At 60.9% G+C, this 14,624-nt stretch carries 14 protein-coding genes; 6 read left to right on the forward strand and 8 right to left on the reverse strand.

Annotated features, from left to right (window positions below):
• Positions 1-166 precede the first annotated feature (166 nt).
• Positions 167-841 (forward strand): ribose-5-phosphate isomerase RpiA, encoded by a 675-nt coding sequence (gene rpiA, locus AB4N73_RS20210; RefSeq protein ID WP_007913886.1) that lies wholly within the window; start codon positions 167-169, stop codon positions 839-841.
• 142 nt (positions 842-983) lie between these two features.
• Here rpiA and AB4N73_RS20215 read toward each other — a convergent pair whose 3' ends face one another.
• The 4 genes from AB4N73_RS20215 to AB4N73_RS20230 all read right to left on the reverse strand — a co-directional run bounded on the left by AB4N73_RS20215 (position 984) and on the right by AB4N73_RS20230 (position 5,384).
• A complete protein-coding gene (locus AB4N73_RS20215; RefSeq protein WP_056786260.1) occupies positions 984-1,901 on the reverse strand; it encodes an SdiA-regulated domain-containing protein in 918 nt (305 codons plus the stop codon).
• A 180-nt stretch (positions 1,902-2,081) separates the two neighbouring features.
• On the reverse strand, positions 2,082-3,005 hold the full coding sequence (locus tag AB4N73_RS20220; protein ID WP_252877073.1) for an SdiA-regulated domain-containing protein: 924 nt from the start codon (positions 3,003-3,005) through the stop codon (positions 2,082-2,084).
• 277 nt (positions 3,006-3,282) lie between these two features.
• Entirely contained in the window at positions 3,283-3,948 is a 666-nt protein-coding gene (locus tag AB4N73_RS20225) for a fumarylacetoacetate hydrolase family protein (protein WP_024014705.1), read from the reverse strand.
• A 41-nt stretch (positions 3,949-3,989) separates the two neighbouring features.
• Positions 3,990-5,384, reverse strand: coding sequence for an FAD-binding oxidoreductase (locus AB4N73_RS20230; protein WP_252879061.1), 1,395 nt, complete (start codon positions 5,382-5,384; stop codon positions 3,990-3,992).
• Between the two features lie 205 nt (positions 5,385-5,589).
• On the opposite strand from AB4N73_RS20230, the gene serA reads away from it, so the two are divergent.
• On the forward strand, positions 5,590-6,819 hold the full coding sequence (gene serA / locus AB4N73_RS20235) for a phosphoglycerate dehydrogenase (RefSeq protein WP_024014707.1): 1,230 nt from the start codon (positions 5,590-5,592) through the stop codon (positions 6,817-6,819).
• A 104-nt stretch (positions 6,820-6,923) separates the two neighbouring features.
• Here the strand turns inward: serA and AB4N73_RS20240 are convergent, their stop codons facing one another.
• The gene (locus AB4N73_RS20240; RefSeq protein WP_252882838.1) at positions 6,924-7,349 is read right to left on the reverse strand and encodes a DUF4399 domain-containing protein; all 426 of its coding nucleotides are present in this window, start codon (positions 7,347-7,349) and stop codon (positions 6,924-6,926) included.
• Positions 7,350-7,484: 135 nt separating this feature from the next.
• On the opposite strand from AB4N73_RS20240, the gene AB4N73_RS20245 reads away from it, so the two are divergent.
• Entirely contained in the window at positions 7,485-8,048 is a 564-nt protein-coding gene (locus AB4N73_RS20245) for a transporter substrate-binding domain-containing protein (RefSeq protein ID WP_095181303.1), read from the forward strand.
• 224 nt (positions 8,049-8,272) lie between these two features.
• Here the strand turns inward: AB4N73_RS20245 and AB4N73_RS20250 are convergent, their stop codons facing one another.
• Together AB4N73_RS20250 and AB4N73_RS20255 are read right to left on the reverse strand one after the other, a co-directional pair.
• Positions 8,273-8,758 (reverse strand): 2-thiouracil desulfurase family protein, encoded by a 486-nt coding sequence (locus AB4N73_RS20250; protein ID WP_236167736.1) that lies wholly within the window; start codon positions 8,756-8,758, stop codon positions 8,273-8,275.
• Positions 8,759-8,760: 2 nt separating this feature from the next.
• The gene (locus AB4N73_RS20255) at positions 8,761-9,393 is read right to left on the reverse strand and encodes a 2OG-Fe(II) oxygenase (protein ID WP_252886953.1); all 633 of its coding nucleotides are present in this window, start codon (positions 9,391-9,393) and stop codon (positions 8,761-8,763) included.
• Between the two features lie 108 nt (positions 9,394-9,501).
• On the opposite strand from AB4N73_RS20255, the gene AB4N73_RS20260 reads away from it, so the two are divergent.
• A complete protein-coding gene (locus AB4N73_RS20260) occupies positions 9,502-10,233 on the forward strand; it encodes a DUF2059 domain-containing protein (protein ID WP_024014712.1) in 732 nt (243 codons plus the stop codon).
• A 132-nt stretch (positions 10,234-10,365) separates the two neighbouring features.
• Here AB4N73_RS20260 and bipL read toward each other — a convergent pair whose 3' ends face one another.
• Positions 10,366-11,313 carry a phospholipase BipL gene (gene bipL, locus AB4N73_RS20265; RefSeq protein ID WP_076564480.1) on the reverse strand — a complete coding sequence of 316 codons (948 nt, stop codon included), beginning with the start codon at positions 11,311-11,313 and terminating at the stop codon, positions 10,366-10,368.
• Positions 11,314-11,412: 99 nt separating this feature from the next.
• Between bipL and AB4N73_RS20270 the strand changes: the two genes are divergently transcribed.
• Complete coding sequence (locus AB4N73_RS20270; RefSeq protein ID WP_460142472.1) at positions 11,413-11,991, forward strand: DUF6436 domain-containing protein; 579 nt, start codon at positions 11,413-11,415, stop codon at positions 11,989-11,991.
• 102 nt (positions 11,992-12,093) lie between these two features.
• Positions 12,094-14,505 carry a penicillin acylase family protein gene (locus AB4N73_RS20275; protein ID WP_460142473.1) on the forward strand — a complete coding sequence of 804 codons (2,412 nt, stop codon included), beginning with the start codon at positions 12,094-12,096 and terminating at the stop codon, positions 14,503-14,505.
• The last annotated feature ends 119 nt before the right edge of the window (positions 14,506-14,624 follow it).

A 14,624-nucleotide genomic window follows, 5' to 3' on the forward strand; every position in this document is an offset into this window, starting at 1 on the left:
AGCGCTCCCCTGCTTTTTTTCAGTCACACCGCGTTCCTGGGTTTTACGACGACTGCGTCGCCGAACGGGGATAAATCCCCTCGCCACAGCTTGTTTCCCCCTGTACCACCGCGAGGCCTATAATGCCGGCCTTTCTGCCCAACCCTTGCCCGCTTCCGGAGCCCGCATGACCCAGGATCAACTCAAACAGGCCGTGGCCCAGGCCGCCGTCGACTTCATCCTGCCGAAACTCGACGACAAGAGCATCGTCGGCGTCGGCACCGGCTCCACCGCCAACTGCTTCATCGACGCCTTGGCCCAGCACAAGGGCGCGTTCGATGGCGCCGTTGCCAGCTCCGAAGCCACTGCCGCGCGCCTCAAGGGCCACGGGATTCCGGTGTATGAGCTGAATACCGTCAGCGATCTGGAGTTCTACGTCGACGGCGCCGATGAGAGCGATGCGCACCTGAACCTGATCAAGGGCGGCGGCGCGGCGCTGACCCGCGAGAAGATTGTCGCCGCTGTGGCCAAGACCTTCATCTGCATCGCTGACGCCAGCAAACTGGTGCCGGTACTCGGCGAGTTCCCGCTGCCGGTGGAAGTCATCCCGATGGCCCGCAGCCACGTTGCCCGCCAACTGGTCAAACTGGGTGGCGACCCGGTCTACCGCGAAGGCGTGCTGACCGACAATGGCAACATCATCCTCGACGTGTTCAACCTGCAGATCACCAACCCGGTGGAGCTGGAAGCACAGATCAATGCCATCGTCGGCGTGGTCACCAACGGCCTGTTCGCCGCGCGTCCGGCGGATCTGTTGTTGCTGGGCACCAGTGAAGGCGTGAAAACCCTCAAGGCTGAGTAACAGACTGCCCACTTGCCATGGGCTGATAAGTAACCTGTGGGAGCGAGCCTGCTCGCGAAAGCGTCGGGTCAGTCAACATATTCAGAGACTGATCAACCGCCTTCGCGAGCAGGCTCGCTCCCACAGTGTTTTGTGATGTCAGTTAGTTTGGTGTGGGTTTTTTGAACACGTAAAACAGATTCGGCTCGCTCACCAGGTACAACGTGCCGTCATCATCCATTGCAATTCCCTCCGCCTGCGGCACGGTTTTCTGCAAACCCTGGCGCCCGCCGCTGATCGACATGGTGCTCAACGGGCGCCCGTCGACATCCAGTTCGATAATCAACCGCGACTCGTCCGACAGCGCCAGCAAGTGCCCGCTGCGCTCGTCGTACTGCAGACTCGACAGATCACGCACAAACATTCCGGCATCGCGCTTGGGGTTGTTGATCACGTGCACCGCGTAGGTCTTGTCCGGTTTGAAATGCGGGAAGCCGTGGACTTCGTAGATCAGCATCGGGTCGCGTTCTTTCGCCACGAACAGCCGCTTGCCCACAGAATCATAAGCAAGCCCTTCGAAACCCTTGTTGCCGGACATGTGCACGCCAAGGGTCATTTGCTCGGCATCCTCGGCATCGAGAAAAGTGGTGTCGGCCTCGAGGTGGATCTTGATCAGGCGTTGCTGACGCTCGTCGGTGATCACGTAGGTGTCGGCACTGATGTACTCGACGGCTTCCGGATCGCCAAACCCCACCAGAGCGATGCGCCGCAGAATCTTGCCTTCCAGGGACAATTCGACCAGTTCGGAATTCTTGTTGGTGACCGTGAACAGACTTTTGCGCACCGGATCGTAGGTCAGCGCCGAGACGTCATCGTCGAGCCCCTCGATCGGCCGCGCCTCGATCGTCACCCGATACTGGTCGAGCCCGATCGCCTCGCTGCTCACCGGTTGCCACAGCGTGTGCAGGTTGAACCAGGCGCGCTCGAACAGACGCAGGTATTGGCCGATCGCGATCAACGCAATCAGGACAATCATCAACAGGACGAGAATCAGCGGTTTGGGGCGGGCAAGTCGACGCATTCAGGCAGGCTCGGATTCATGACAGGCCGATGAAATATCACGCCTGTCTGAACTGAAGCTTAATGGCCACTTGCCTCAGATCACAAGCCAAGCGCCGTAGGAGCTGCCGAAGGCTGCGATTTTTTGACTTTCATAAGCAAGATCAAAAGATCGCAGCCTGCGGCAGCTCCAGGGAAGGCATCACCGGTGTTTTTCGAATCGGTAGAACAGGTTCGGCTCGCTGACCATGTACAGCGTGCCGTCCGCATCCATGGTCATGCCTTCGGCGCGGGGGATGGTGTCTTTCAGACCGTTGAAATTCCCAAGCAACGTCATGAAGCTGACTTGCTTGCCATCCTCGTCGAGTTCAAGCAACAGGTGTGAATCCGCCGACAGCACCAGCAGATGGCCAGTGCGCGGATCGACAGCCAGCGCCGACAGGTTGCGCAGATCCAGCTGATCGCTGGCCAGCTTCTGCTTGTCGCCCTGCAGGGTCTGGCCGCCATCGCTTTTCCAGGTGAACAGCGCCGGTGGGCGTTCCTCCCCCAGAATCAATCGCTGATTGCGCGGATCCCACGTGATGGCCTCAAACGCCTTGTTCTGATCTTTCGACGGCCCGAGGTCGTATTTCGGGAAATCGGCGATGTTCAGCTCACGAGTCGCGGCGTCGATCTTGACGATCGACAAGGTATGCTCACGCTCATCGACAATGGCCAGCAAACCGTTTTCCATGACCGTCAGGCCTTCCGGATTGCTCCAGCCCACCAACGGCATCTTGCGCAACACGTCGCCCTCAAGCGTCAGCTCGACCAGGAAGGCATTCTTGCCCATCACCGCGAACAGGGTCTTGGTCTGCGGGTTATAGGCCAGATCCGAAGCTTCGTCCTTTTCCATACCCGGCAGCGGTTTGGCATCGATCACCACCTGATAATCCGGCAGCCACACACTCTCCTTTTGCTCGGCCTTGCTCTCGAAGCGCTCCAGCACCCACAGCACGCCGCGATCATCCCAATGCATGGCGAACGCCAGTCCATAGGCTGCGGCGATGACCAGCAACAGCCAGACATACCAGCGCAGGACGAAGCGCGAACGGGAGGGGGATTTCTGCTGAGTTCGAGATGCCATCGAGGGATGCGTTCCGTTAATTCAGGCCAAGGGTAATAGCACAAAGAGGCCGGCTGAGACGCCAGAATCGCGGGAATTATCCAGAGAGGATGTGAAAAAAACGGGAAATGGCGGGATTGCCGTGTGCATTTGCCAGCAGCACACTTGTGGCGAGGGGATTCATCCCCGTTGGCGCGCGAAGCGCGCCCCTCTTGATCTTGAAGAGGGGCCTGCTGCGCAGTCCAACGGGGATAAATCCCCTCACCACAAAGCTCACCCCCTGCAAGGGGTTCCGCGGTTAGCGCACGCTGCTGCTGAAGCTGCTCGCCCCCGGCAGTTCGAGGACGATTTCATCGCCGACGTTCAGCGGGCCGACGCCCACTGGCGTGCCGGTGAGGATCACGTCACCGGCCTGCAGCGAGAAGCAGCCGGCCATGTGCTGGATCATCGGCACGATCGGGTTGAGCATCGCGCTGCTGTTGCCGTCCTGGCGCACTTCGCCGTTGATGGTCAGGCGGATGCCGATGTCGGTCAGGTCAGCGAAGGTGCTGCCGACCACGAACGGCGCGATCACCGCCGCGCCGTCGAACGACTTGGCGATTTCCCACGGCAGGCCCTTGGCTTTCAGCTCGGCTTGCTTGTCGCGCAGGGTCAGGTCCAGCGCCGGGGCAAAACCGGAGATTGCGTCGAGGACTTCTTCACGGCTCGGTTTGGTCGACAGCGGCTTGCCGATCAACACAGCGATTTCCGCTTCGTAGTGCACCGAACCGCGCTCGGTCGGAATGCTGAAACCGCCTTCCAGCGGCACCACGCAACTGCCCGGCTTGATGAACAGCAGCGGCTCGGTCGGCACCGGATTATCCAGTTCCTTGGCGTGTTCGGCGTAATTGCGGCCAATGCACACGACTTTCCCGATCGGGAAGTGAATGCGCGTGCCGTCGACGTACTGGTGCTGATAGCTCATTTACCGACTCCTGCCTTTATTGATTCAACAGAGATTACCGATCAAACCGGGAAAATCTTGCCCGGGTTCATGATGCCGTTCGGGTCGAACACTGCCTTGACCGCTTTCATGTACTCGATCTCGGCCGGCGAGCGGCTGTAGGTCAGGTAATCACGCTTGGTCATACCGACGCCGTGCTCGGCCGAGATCGAGCCGTTGTATTTCTCGACGGTTTCGAACACCCACTTGTTGACGGTGGCGCACTTGGCGAAGAACTCGTCCTTGCTCAGGTTTTCCGGCTTGAGGATGTTCAGGTGCAGATTGCCGTCGCCGATGTGGCCGAACCAGACGATTTCGAAATCCGGGTAGTGCTCGCCAACGATCGCGTCGATTTCGCGCAGGAACGCCGGCACTTTCGAGACGGTAACCGAGATGTCGTTCTTGTACGGCGTCCAGTGGGAAATGGTTTCGGAAATGTACTCGCGCAGCTTCCACAGATTGTGCAACTGGGTTTCGCTCTGGCTCATCACGCCGTCGAGCACCCAGCCCTGTTCTACGCAGTGTTCGAAGGTTTCCAGCGCGCTATTGGCCACTTCTTCGGTAGTCGCTTCGAATTCCAGCAGGGCGTAGAACGGGCACTCGGTGTCGAATGGCGCCGGCACGTCGCCACGGCCCATGACCTTGGCCAGCGCCTTGTCGGAGAAGAATTCGAACGCCGTCAGGTCGAGTTTGCCCTGGAAGGCATGCAGCACCGGCATGATCGAATCGAAATCGGCGGTACCGAGGACCATCGCCGTGAGGTTTTTCGGCGCGCGATCAAGGCGCATGGTCGCTTCGACGACGAAACCGAGGGTGCCCTCGGCGCCGATGAACAGCTGACGCAAGTCGTAACCGGTGGCGTTCTTGATCAGGTCCTTGTTCAGTTCGAGCACATCGCCCTTGCCGGTGACGACTTTCATGCCGGCCACCCAGTTGCGGGTCATGCCGTAGCGAATCACTTTGATCCCGCCGGCATTGGTGCCGATATTGCCGCCAATCTGGCTGGAACCTGCCGAGGCGAAGTCGACCGGATAGTACAGGCCGTTTTCTTCGGCGACGTTCTGCAGATGCTCAGTGACCACGCCCGGTTGGCACACGGCAGTGCGGTCGGTGAGGTTGACGTCGAGAATCTGGTTCATGTAATCGAACGAAACCACCACTTCGCCATTGGCCGCCACCGCAGCGGCGGACAACCCGGTGCGCCCGCCGGACGGCACCAGCGCAATTTTGTGGGTGTTGGCCCAACGCACCACGGCCTGCACTTGCTCGATGGTCTTGGGAAACACGATGGCGCTCGGTGCCGGGGCGAAGTGCTTGGTCCAATCCTTGCCGTAAGTGTTCAGGGAGTCGGCGTCAGTGAGGACTTTGCCAGGCTCAACCAGGGTCTTCAGTTCATCAATCAGCGCAGGATTGGTCATCGACAGAACTCTCGAACAATTCATGGTCATCCTGAGAACGCTTCACGTCGCAGGAATGAGTGTTTAGCGGGGTGGCTATGCTAGCATACCGACCCCGCCGGACAGTGCCCAAGGCCAGATCCGCGGTGACGGCTTTGTTGCCGTGCGGGTCAGCTCCAGGCTGCTCCCTCCCTGCCATTTTTCTCCGGGATACAGGTTTACGCAGATGAGCAAGACTTCTCTCGATAAGAGCAAGATCAAGTTCCTTCTTCTCGAAGGCGTCCACCAATCGGCTGTCGACGTCCTCAAGGCGGCGGGCTACACCAGCATCGAATACCTGACTGGTTCCTTGCCGGAAGCCCAGCTCAAGGAAAAGATTGCTGACGCTCACTTCATCGGCATCCGCTCGCGCACGCAACTGACCGAAGAGATCTTCGATCACGCGAAGAAACTGGTCGCGGTCGGCTGTTTCTGCATCGGCACCAACCAGGTTGACCTCAGTGCGGCCCGCGAGCGCGGTATTGCCGTGTTCAACGCGCCGTACTCCAACACCCGTTCCGTAGCGGAACTGGTACTGGCCGAAGCGATCCTGCTGCTGCGCGGCATCCCTGAGAAAAATGCCTCCTGCCACCGTGGCGGCTGGATCAAGTCCGCTGCCAACTCGTTCGAGATCCGTGGCAAGAAACTGGGCATCGTCGGTTACGGCTCGATCGGCACGCAGTTGTCGGTGCTGGCTGAAGGTCTGGGCATGCAAGTGTTCTTCTATGACACCGTGACCAAGCTGCCACTGGGCAACGCTACGCAGGTCAACAATCTGCACGAGCTGCTGGGCATGTCCGACATCGTCACCCTGCACGTACCGGAAACCGCCGCCACTCAGTGGATGATCGGCGAGAAGGAAATCCGCGCCATCAAGAAGGGCGGCATTCTGATCAACGCTGCACGTGGCACCGTGGTCGAGCTCGACGCCTTGGCGGACGCGATCAAGGACAAGCACCTGATCGGCGCGGCCATCGACGTGTTCCCGGTGGAGCCCCGCTCCAACGACGAAGAGTTCGAAAGCCCGCTGCGTGGCCTCGACAACGTGATCCTGACCCCGCACATCGGCGGCTCGACCGCCGAAGCGCAAGCCAACATCGGTCTGGAAGTAGCGGAGAAACTGGTCAAGTACAGCGACAACGGTACCTCGGTGTCGTCGGTCAACTTCCCGGAAGTGGCCCTGCCGGCTCACCCCGGCAAGCACCGCCTGCTGCACATCCACGAGAACATCCCGGGTGTGATGAGCGAGATCAACAAGGTCTTCGCCGAAAACGGCATCAACATCTCCGGTCAGTTCCTGCAGACCAACGAGAAGGTCGGTTACGTGGTGATCGACGTCGACGCCGAATACTCGGAGCTGGCGCAAGAGAAGCTGCAACACGTCAACGGTACTATCCGTAGTCGGGTGCTTTTCTAAAAGCAGCTAAAAGCGGCAAGTGAAAGCGCTTTGCCTTTACTTGCCGCTTGCAGCTAGCCACTTGAAGCTGAATAAAAAAGGGAGCCCCGAAAGGCTCCCTTTTTTTATTTCACGTTGACCGTGATTTTTTCCGAAACGATCGATGGGTCGAACGGCATGTGGCCGCTGTCGCCGAGGATCAGTTGCAAGGTGTGCTTGCCCGGGGCCAGTTTGATCGTGGCTTCGGTCTGCGCCTTGCCGAAATGCATGTGGTGAGCGTCAGTCGGAATCGGCGCGCCTTCGGCCGGCAGGTCGTCGACGTCGATCAGCAGGTGATGGTGGCCGGTGTTCTTGGTGGTGTCACCCGCCGGGGCCAGCGCGACGTTCTTGACGCCGAACTTGACCTTGAATTCCTGCGAGACGGTGGCGCCGTCCTCGGGAGAAACGATGAACACTTCAGCATCCTTCGGCGCCGGTGTCGCCGCACTGGCCAGCACCGAAACACCCATCAGCACACCGGCCAACGCTGCACGAGACATAAAGCTTTTCATTTTCTTCTCCAGTTTTTCCGTAAAATCCGCACGGCCATGACAACTTCATGACCATTCGTTGTCGAAGGCACTCGACAACCATAGCAAAGCGAGCCTGAATCAGAGCGTCGCGATAATGATTTCAAAGGAGTGACCATGCGCTTGCTGCCTGGCCTGATCTGCCTGCTACCCCTTCTGAGCCCGCTGGCTCACGCCGAACTGATTGATGACGTCAACGACCGTGGCGAGCTGCGCATAGCCCTTGAGGCTAATACACCGCCCTTCAATTACAAGGAAGGCGACACCCTCACGGGGTTCGAGGTCGAGCTTGGGCAACTTCTGGCCCAGGAGCTGGATGTACGCGCCGACTTCATCGTCACCGACGAGGGCGACCTGCTCCAGGGCGTTGAAAGCGGCAAATACGATGTCGCGCTCAACCACATAGCACTGACACCCGAACTCAAGGATCGTTTCGACTTCAGCGAGCCGTACGGCGAGGTCGACGGGCAGTTGCTGGCAAAGAAGGACGAGACGCCGCGGCCGCTGGTGCTGGTGCAGGCGTTGACCGAAGCGAAGCCGAAAGCGGCAGCGCCGGTCGAGTTGGCGATCCCGTTTCAGAAGGGTAATCCGGCATTTCAGGCCAGCCTCAAGAGCGCGCTGGAACGGATCAAGGCGGATGGGCGGTTGGCGGCGCTGTCCGAGAAGTGGTTGAAACCGTAAGAGCCCCTCACCCTAACCCTCTCCCGGAGGGAGAGGGAACTGATCCGGGGATGCTTTAGAGGTACGCCGACTTGGGATTGCTATAACGAATCCGAAATCGACTGATCATGGCTTTGTCGAATCTCTGGTCGCCAAGGTCTTTCAGGTCGATGGACAGCGCCAGACACCTCGGTCGGCCCCCTCTCCCCCCGGGAGAGGGCTGGGGTGAGGGCAACGATGGCGGATCAGTCCAAAGCCGCCAGAGTCACCGCCGCCTCAACCAGCTCAAGTTCACTGAAAACCCGAACCCCATGACGCTTGAGCAACGCCGCCGTCACCCCTTCGCCACTGACTTTGACCCCACTGAACGTGCCGTCATACGTCAACAGATTCCCGCAAGAGGGGCTGTTGGCCTTGAGCACCGCCACCCGAATGCCGTGCTTTTGCACCAGTTCCAGCGCTTGCCGCGCCCCCTCGAGAAATTGCGCGCTGACATCCTCGCCCTCAGTAGTGATGACTGCGGCAATGCCATCCAGCACCTCACCGCCCTGCCCGCCGGGAATCTCCGCCGCCGCCCGCGGCGTCGGCAATCCACCGGCCACCTCCGGACACAACGGCACCACGCGCCCTTCTTCGATCCACTGCTCAAGCAGATCAAACGGCCCGCTCGCGCCACCGTCATAACGCACGCGGTGACCCAGCAGGCAGCGACTGACCAGGATCTTTTCCATGTTCAGAACGGCTCGTTGCCACGGCGACGGAACCAGCCAGTCAGCGACAGGCGCTCGCGATGGGCCGGCAACACTTCGTGGGGCACTTCGCCGGAGAGAAACACCACCAGACAGCCGCCGGTCGGCTGTACGTCATGCACACGTTCTTCGCCCAGGTACATGCGCAACTGTCCGCCGTCCTCCGGCAGCCAGGCGTCGTTGAGGTAGATCACCGCCGACACCATGCGCCGGTCATCATCGCGAAAGCGGTCGAGATGCTTGAGGTAGAACGCGCCGGGCGGGTACAGGGCGAAATGGCATTCGAAATCCTCGAGCCCCAGAAACAAGCCACGATTGAGTGCCTCGCGCAGCCTGTCCATCAGGCTCAGGTAGCGGTCAGTGGCGTCGGCCTGACCCGGGTCGATCCACTGGATGTGATCGCCGCGAATACCCTCGCGAATCTCCGAAAACGGCCCGCGACCGACCGCCGCCGGCGCCAGCTCACCCTCGGCTTCACGTTTACGGCACTCGGCCGCCAGCGCCCGGGTCAGATCGGCGGGCAGGAAGATGTTCTGCTGCGACCAGCCGTGTTCGGCCAGGTCGTCGACAATGCGTAACAGCAGCGGGTGTTCAGAGGATATCGGCATGGCGCGCATAGTATGCCGACGGCAACAAATCCGACAGAGCCACGCAGCGCCTTGCTACGAATTCTCGACAAGTACCGGCACCGCACGGACAATAGTCCGCTGCTGACAGGAGTCCCTATGCGCCGTTTGCTTTTTTCACTGTTGATGTTCTGCGTATTGCCCGCCTGGGCGGACGGCCACGATCAGTTGTACAAGGTCGCCGGCTGGCCAGAACAACGCGCGCATTTCAACGATGCCCTGAGCGCCGCCCAGCAGCGCTATCAGAACAGCCTGCCGCCTGCGGTATTTCAGGCGCTGGTCAACAACAGCAATCAGCGCTTCGCCGCGCAGGCCATGGATCAGCGTGCCGAAGCGCAACTGCGGCAGAAACTCGCCGACCCGAAACCGGCGCTGACCTTCTTCCAGTCACCACTGGGCAAGAAAATCGTCGCCGCCGAATTGCTCGCAACCCGTCGCGATCAACTGGCAAAAAATGCCCAGGGCCTGCCGAAGATGCAGGCCAGCGACAGTCGCTTGCTGATCATCGGCCATCTCGCCCAGGCCCTGCCGGCCCGTGAGGCGGGCGCCGAGGTCAGTCTGGCGATTGCCGGCGTAGCGGCGGACAGCTTGAGTTCGATGATCCCGGGATTGCTCGGCGGCGGACAGGCACAGGGCATGTTGAACGGTCAGCGCCAGCGCCTGATGGATCAGATCGGCGCCGATCTGAACAACACGCTGCTCTATGTCTATCGCGACTTGTCGGATGAAGAGCTGGAAGAGTTTGCGACATTTGCCGAGTCGACCGAGGGCAAGGCTTACTACCAGGCGGCACTGGCGGCGATTCGGGCGGGGTTGGCGGTCGGCCAATAATCTTCGTTGCCTGAAAGATCGCATTCGCGAGCAGGCTCGCTCCCACATTGGATCATCAGTGGACACAAAATGTGTGAGCATCCCGAATTCCCTGTGGGAGCGAGCCTGCTCGCGAAGAGACCCGCACAGCCGCTACAGATTCCTGCCCCTGATCCGCTTGCTCAAGAATTCGAAATACTCCTCACGCATCTCCGCCGTTTCATTGGCCAGGTGATGCCGTGCCTCGGCCAACAGCAGTATCTGCGGCCGGTCGAACTTCCATTTCAACACCTGCAGATTGTGCTGCCAGTCGACAGTCATGTCCGCCTGCCCCTGAATGATCAGCGGCCGTCGCGGACTTTTTTTCGCGTGCTCGACGCGGATGATCCAGCGCGACAGCGCGCCCACCCATTTCGTTGGCAGACGTCTTGGCTGTAACGGGTCGGCCTGCAGAAACGGCAGAAAATCCGGATCGTTGGAATTCTCGCTAAAGCGTCGCACCACCCCGCGCACAAACGGCCGCAGCAGGTAATAACTCAGCTGCGACCAGCCCCACGCCCTCGGTCGCACCAACGGCGCCAGCAGAATCACCTGCCCCTGCGCCGGGCTGTTCTCGCCATGGTTGAGTAGATGATCGACGACAATCGCGCCACCGGTGCTTTGCCCGCACAAATGCCAAGGCTGCGGCAGCGCGATCGAGTTCGCTTCAGCGAACAGCGCCTGCAACACGTCCTGGTATTCAGCGAAATCACGAATGCTTGCCCGTGGCCCGCTCGACAGACCATGGCCCGGCAAGTCGCAGGCGATCACGGCGAAATCCTGATCCAGCGCCCACTCGATCACATGCCGGTACAGGCCGATGTGGTCGTAATAACCGTGGAGCAGAAACAGCGTCGCCTTGACCTTCTCCGGCCACCAGCAATGGCTGACCAGCTCGTAGCCATCGACTTCGAAACGACCCATGCCGCGCCAGACATCGCGCTCGGCGAAGTCGGTCTTGTAGAAGCGCTGATAAGCCTTCGCCTCATCCGATAACGGCTGCCACTCGGCCAATGGCTTGAGGCTCGCGCGTAAATGATCGGGGTCGAAAGTATCAGGCATGCGCACATCCCAAAGCGGTAAACGGACTTTATCGGCCTGCGATATTCATCTGTCGGAGCAAGCATGGCAAGCTAGCCAACCTTTTCAGATTCCGAAATCATGCGTTCGCCCTACCGCACCGCACTGTTCGCCAGCCTGCTCGCGCTGATCTGCGCCGGGGTGCTGTGGGCGGCATATGACTGGTTTCAGGGCCGCTATCTGCGCGCGTTCAGCGAACATACGGCGGTATTTTCCGGTGACCCGCTGCGCCTGCCGGACAACCTCGCCGGGCCGGGCAATATCCGCCTCGTGCACTTCTGGGACCCGGCCTGCCCGTGCAACGTCGGCAATCAACAGCACCTGAGCGAGATGGTCGAACAGTTCGGCGCGCGTGGCGTGGAGTTCTTCGCCGTGCAAAAGCCCGGCAGCCACGGCCAGTTGCCCGCCACCCTCGCCAGCCTGAAAACCATCATCGTCCTGCCCGGCGCCGAACAGATCCCCGCCAGCCCTGCCGTGGCGATCTGGGATCGCAGCGGCAAACTCGCCTACTTCGGCCCGTACAGCGAAGGCCTGACCTGCAACTCCAGCAAGAGCTTTATCGAACCGATCCTGCATGCCCTGACGGAAGATCGCCCGGTCAATGCTACTCACACCTTGGCGGTGGGTTGTTATTGCCCATGGCCGGCGGACGCGAAGTAAGGCATTCCGGACTTTTCAAGGACAGCGCTGCAGCGCACAGATGCTCTGTGATAAATGTTTGCAGCCCGATGGGCGGCCCTCCCGCCTGCACAAGGAGTCACCATGAAGCGTGCGTTCACCGTTGTTGCCCTGCTCATCGTTGTCCTGCTCTGCGCCGCCGGCGGGTATGTCTACAGCAAGCAGCCGACGCGCCAGGGCCAGGTCGAGCTGCGCAACCTGCAAGGCTCGGTGACCGTGCGCTATGACGAGCGCGGTGTGCCGCATATCCGCGCCGAAAACGAAACCGACCTTTATCGCGCCCTCGGTTATGTGCACGCGCAGGATCGTCTGTTCCAGATGGAAGCCATGCGCCGCCTCGCCCGGGGCGAGCTGGCCGAAGTGCTCGGGCCGAAACTGCTCGACACCGACAAGCTGTTCCGCAGCCTGCGCATCCGCGAGCGTGCGGCCAGTTACGTCGCCAGCCTCGACAAGCAGTCGCCGGCGTGGAAGGGCCTGCAAGCCTATCTGGATGGCATCAACCAATATCAGGACACCCACGCCGCGCCGATCGAGTTCGACGTGCTGGGCATCCCCAAGCGGCCGTTCACTGCCGAAGACAGCATCAGCGTCGCCGGCTACATGGCCTACAGCTTTGCCGCTGCGTTTCGCACCGAGCCGCTGCTGACCTACGTGCGCGATCAGCTCGGCGCCGATTACCTCAATGTCTTCGATCTCGACTGGCAGGCCAAAGGCGTTCTGGCCACCAATCACACCCGGCACGCACCGGCCCTCGCCGCTGGCGACTGGCAGGACCTCACCGCCCTCGCCCGCCTCAGCGAACAGGCGCTGCTCGACAACGGCCTGCCGCAGTTCGAGGGCAGCAACGCCTGGGTGATTGCCGGCAGCCGCAGTCAGAGTGGCAAGCCATTGCTGGCCGGCGATCCGCATATCCGTTTCTCGGTGCCGTCGGTATGGTACGAGGCGCAGTTGTCGGCGCCGGGTTTCGAGTTGTACGGCCATCATCAGGCACTGGTGCCGTTCGCGTTTCTGGGACACAACCTCGATTTCGGCTGGAGCCTGACCATGTTCCAGAACGATGACCTCGATCTGATCGCCGAGAAGGTCAACCCGGACAATCCCAATCAGGTCTGGTATCGCGGCCAGTGGACCGAGATGCTCGTCAGCGAACAACAGATCAATGTAAAGGGTCAGGCGCCGGTGACTCTCACCTTGCGCCAGTCCCCGCACGGGCCAATCGTCAACGATGCTCTTGGCAGCGCCGCCGGCAAGACCCCGATCGCGATGTGGTGGGCCTTCCTCGAAACACCTAACCCGATCCTCGACGGCTTCTACCAGCTCAACCGCGCCGACACCTTGGCCAAGGCCCGCGCGGCAGCGGCCAAGGTGCAGGCGCCGGGCCTGAATCTGGTGTACGCCAACGCCAAAGGCGATATCGCCTGGTGGGCCTCGGCCCTGCTGCCCAAACGTCCGGCCGGGGTGAAACCGGGCTTCATCCTCGACGGCAGCACGCCTGAAGCGGACAAGGACGGTTACTACCCGTTCAGCGCCAACCCGCAGGAAGAGAATCCGGCGCGCGGCTATATCGTCTCGGCCAACTTCCAGCCCGTGTCGCCGACCGGCATGGAGATCCCCGGTTACTACAACCTTGCCGATCGTGGTCAGCAGCTTGACCGTCAGCTCAGCGACAACCGGGTGAAGTGGAGCAACGAGGCCAACCAGCAACTGCAACTGGGCACCGCGACCGGTTACGGCCCGCGTCTGTTGGCGCCGCTGTTGCCGGTGTTGCGTGAGGTGGTGAGTGATCCGGCGCAGCTCAAACTGGTCGAGCAATTGGCGCAATGGCCCGGCGACTATCCGCTGAATTCCGTCAGCGCGACGGTGTTCAACCAATTCCTCTACGACCTTGCCGATGCGGCGATGCGCGATGAGTTGGGCAACGACTTCTTCGAAACACTGCTGTCGACGCGGGTGATCGACTCCGCGCTGCCACGCCTGGCGGCCAAGGCGGACTCACCGTGGTGGGACAATCGCAGCACGCCGGCCAGAGAAACCCGCGCCGATGTCGTGCGCACGGCGTGGGCGGCAAGCATGGCGCATCTGAAACTGACCCTCGGCGATAACGTGGCCGGTTGGCAGTGGGGCGCGGCGCACACTCTGACTCACGGCCATCCGCTGGGGCAGCAGAAGCCGCTGGATCGCCTGTTCAACGTCGGCCCGTTCGCGGCGCCGGGCAGTCATGAAGTGCCGAACAACCTCTCGGCAAAAATCGGCCCGGCGCCATGGCCGGTGACGTATGGACCGTCGACCCGACGCCTGGTGGACTTCGCCGATCCGGTACATGGCCTGACGATCAATCCGGTCGGCCAGAGTGGCGTGCCGCTGGACAGTCACTATGACGATCAGGCCGAGGCGTATGTGGAGGGAATTTATGTGCAGGCGCATTTCAGCGAGGAAGAGGTGCTGGCGAATACGCGCAGTACGTTGAAGCTGTTGCCTGCGCGGGCTGCGCAATAGATTGATGCAATCTGCACCGGCCCTTTCGCGAGCAAGCTCGCTCCCACAGGAGATTGCATTCCAAATGTGGGAGCGAGCCTGCTCGCGAAAGCGCTGTGTCAGCCGACATGTGAGTCGAC

The organism is Pseudomonas sp. S3_B08, from assembly GCF_054667725.1.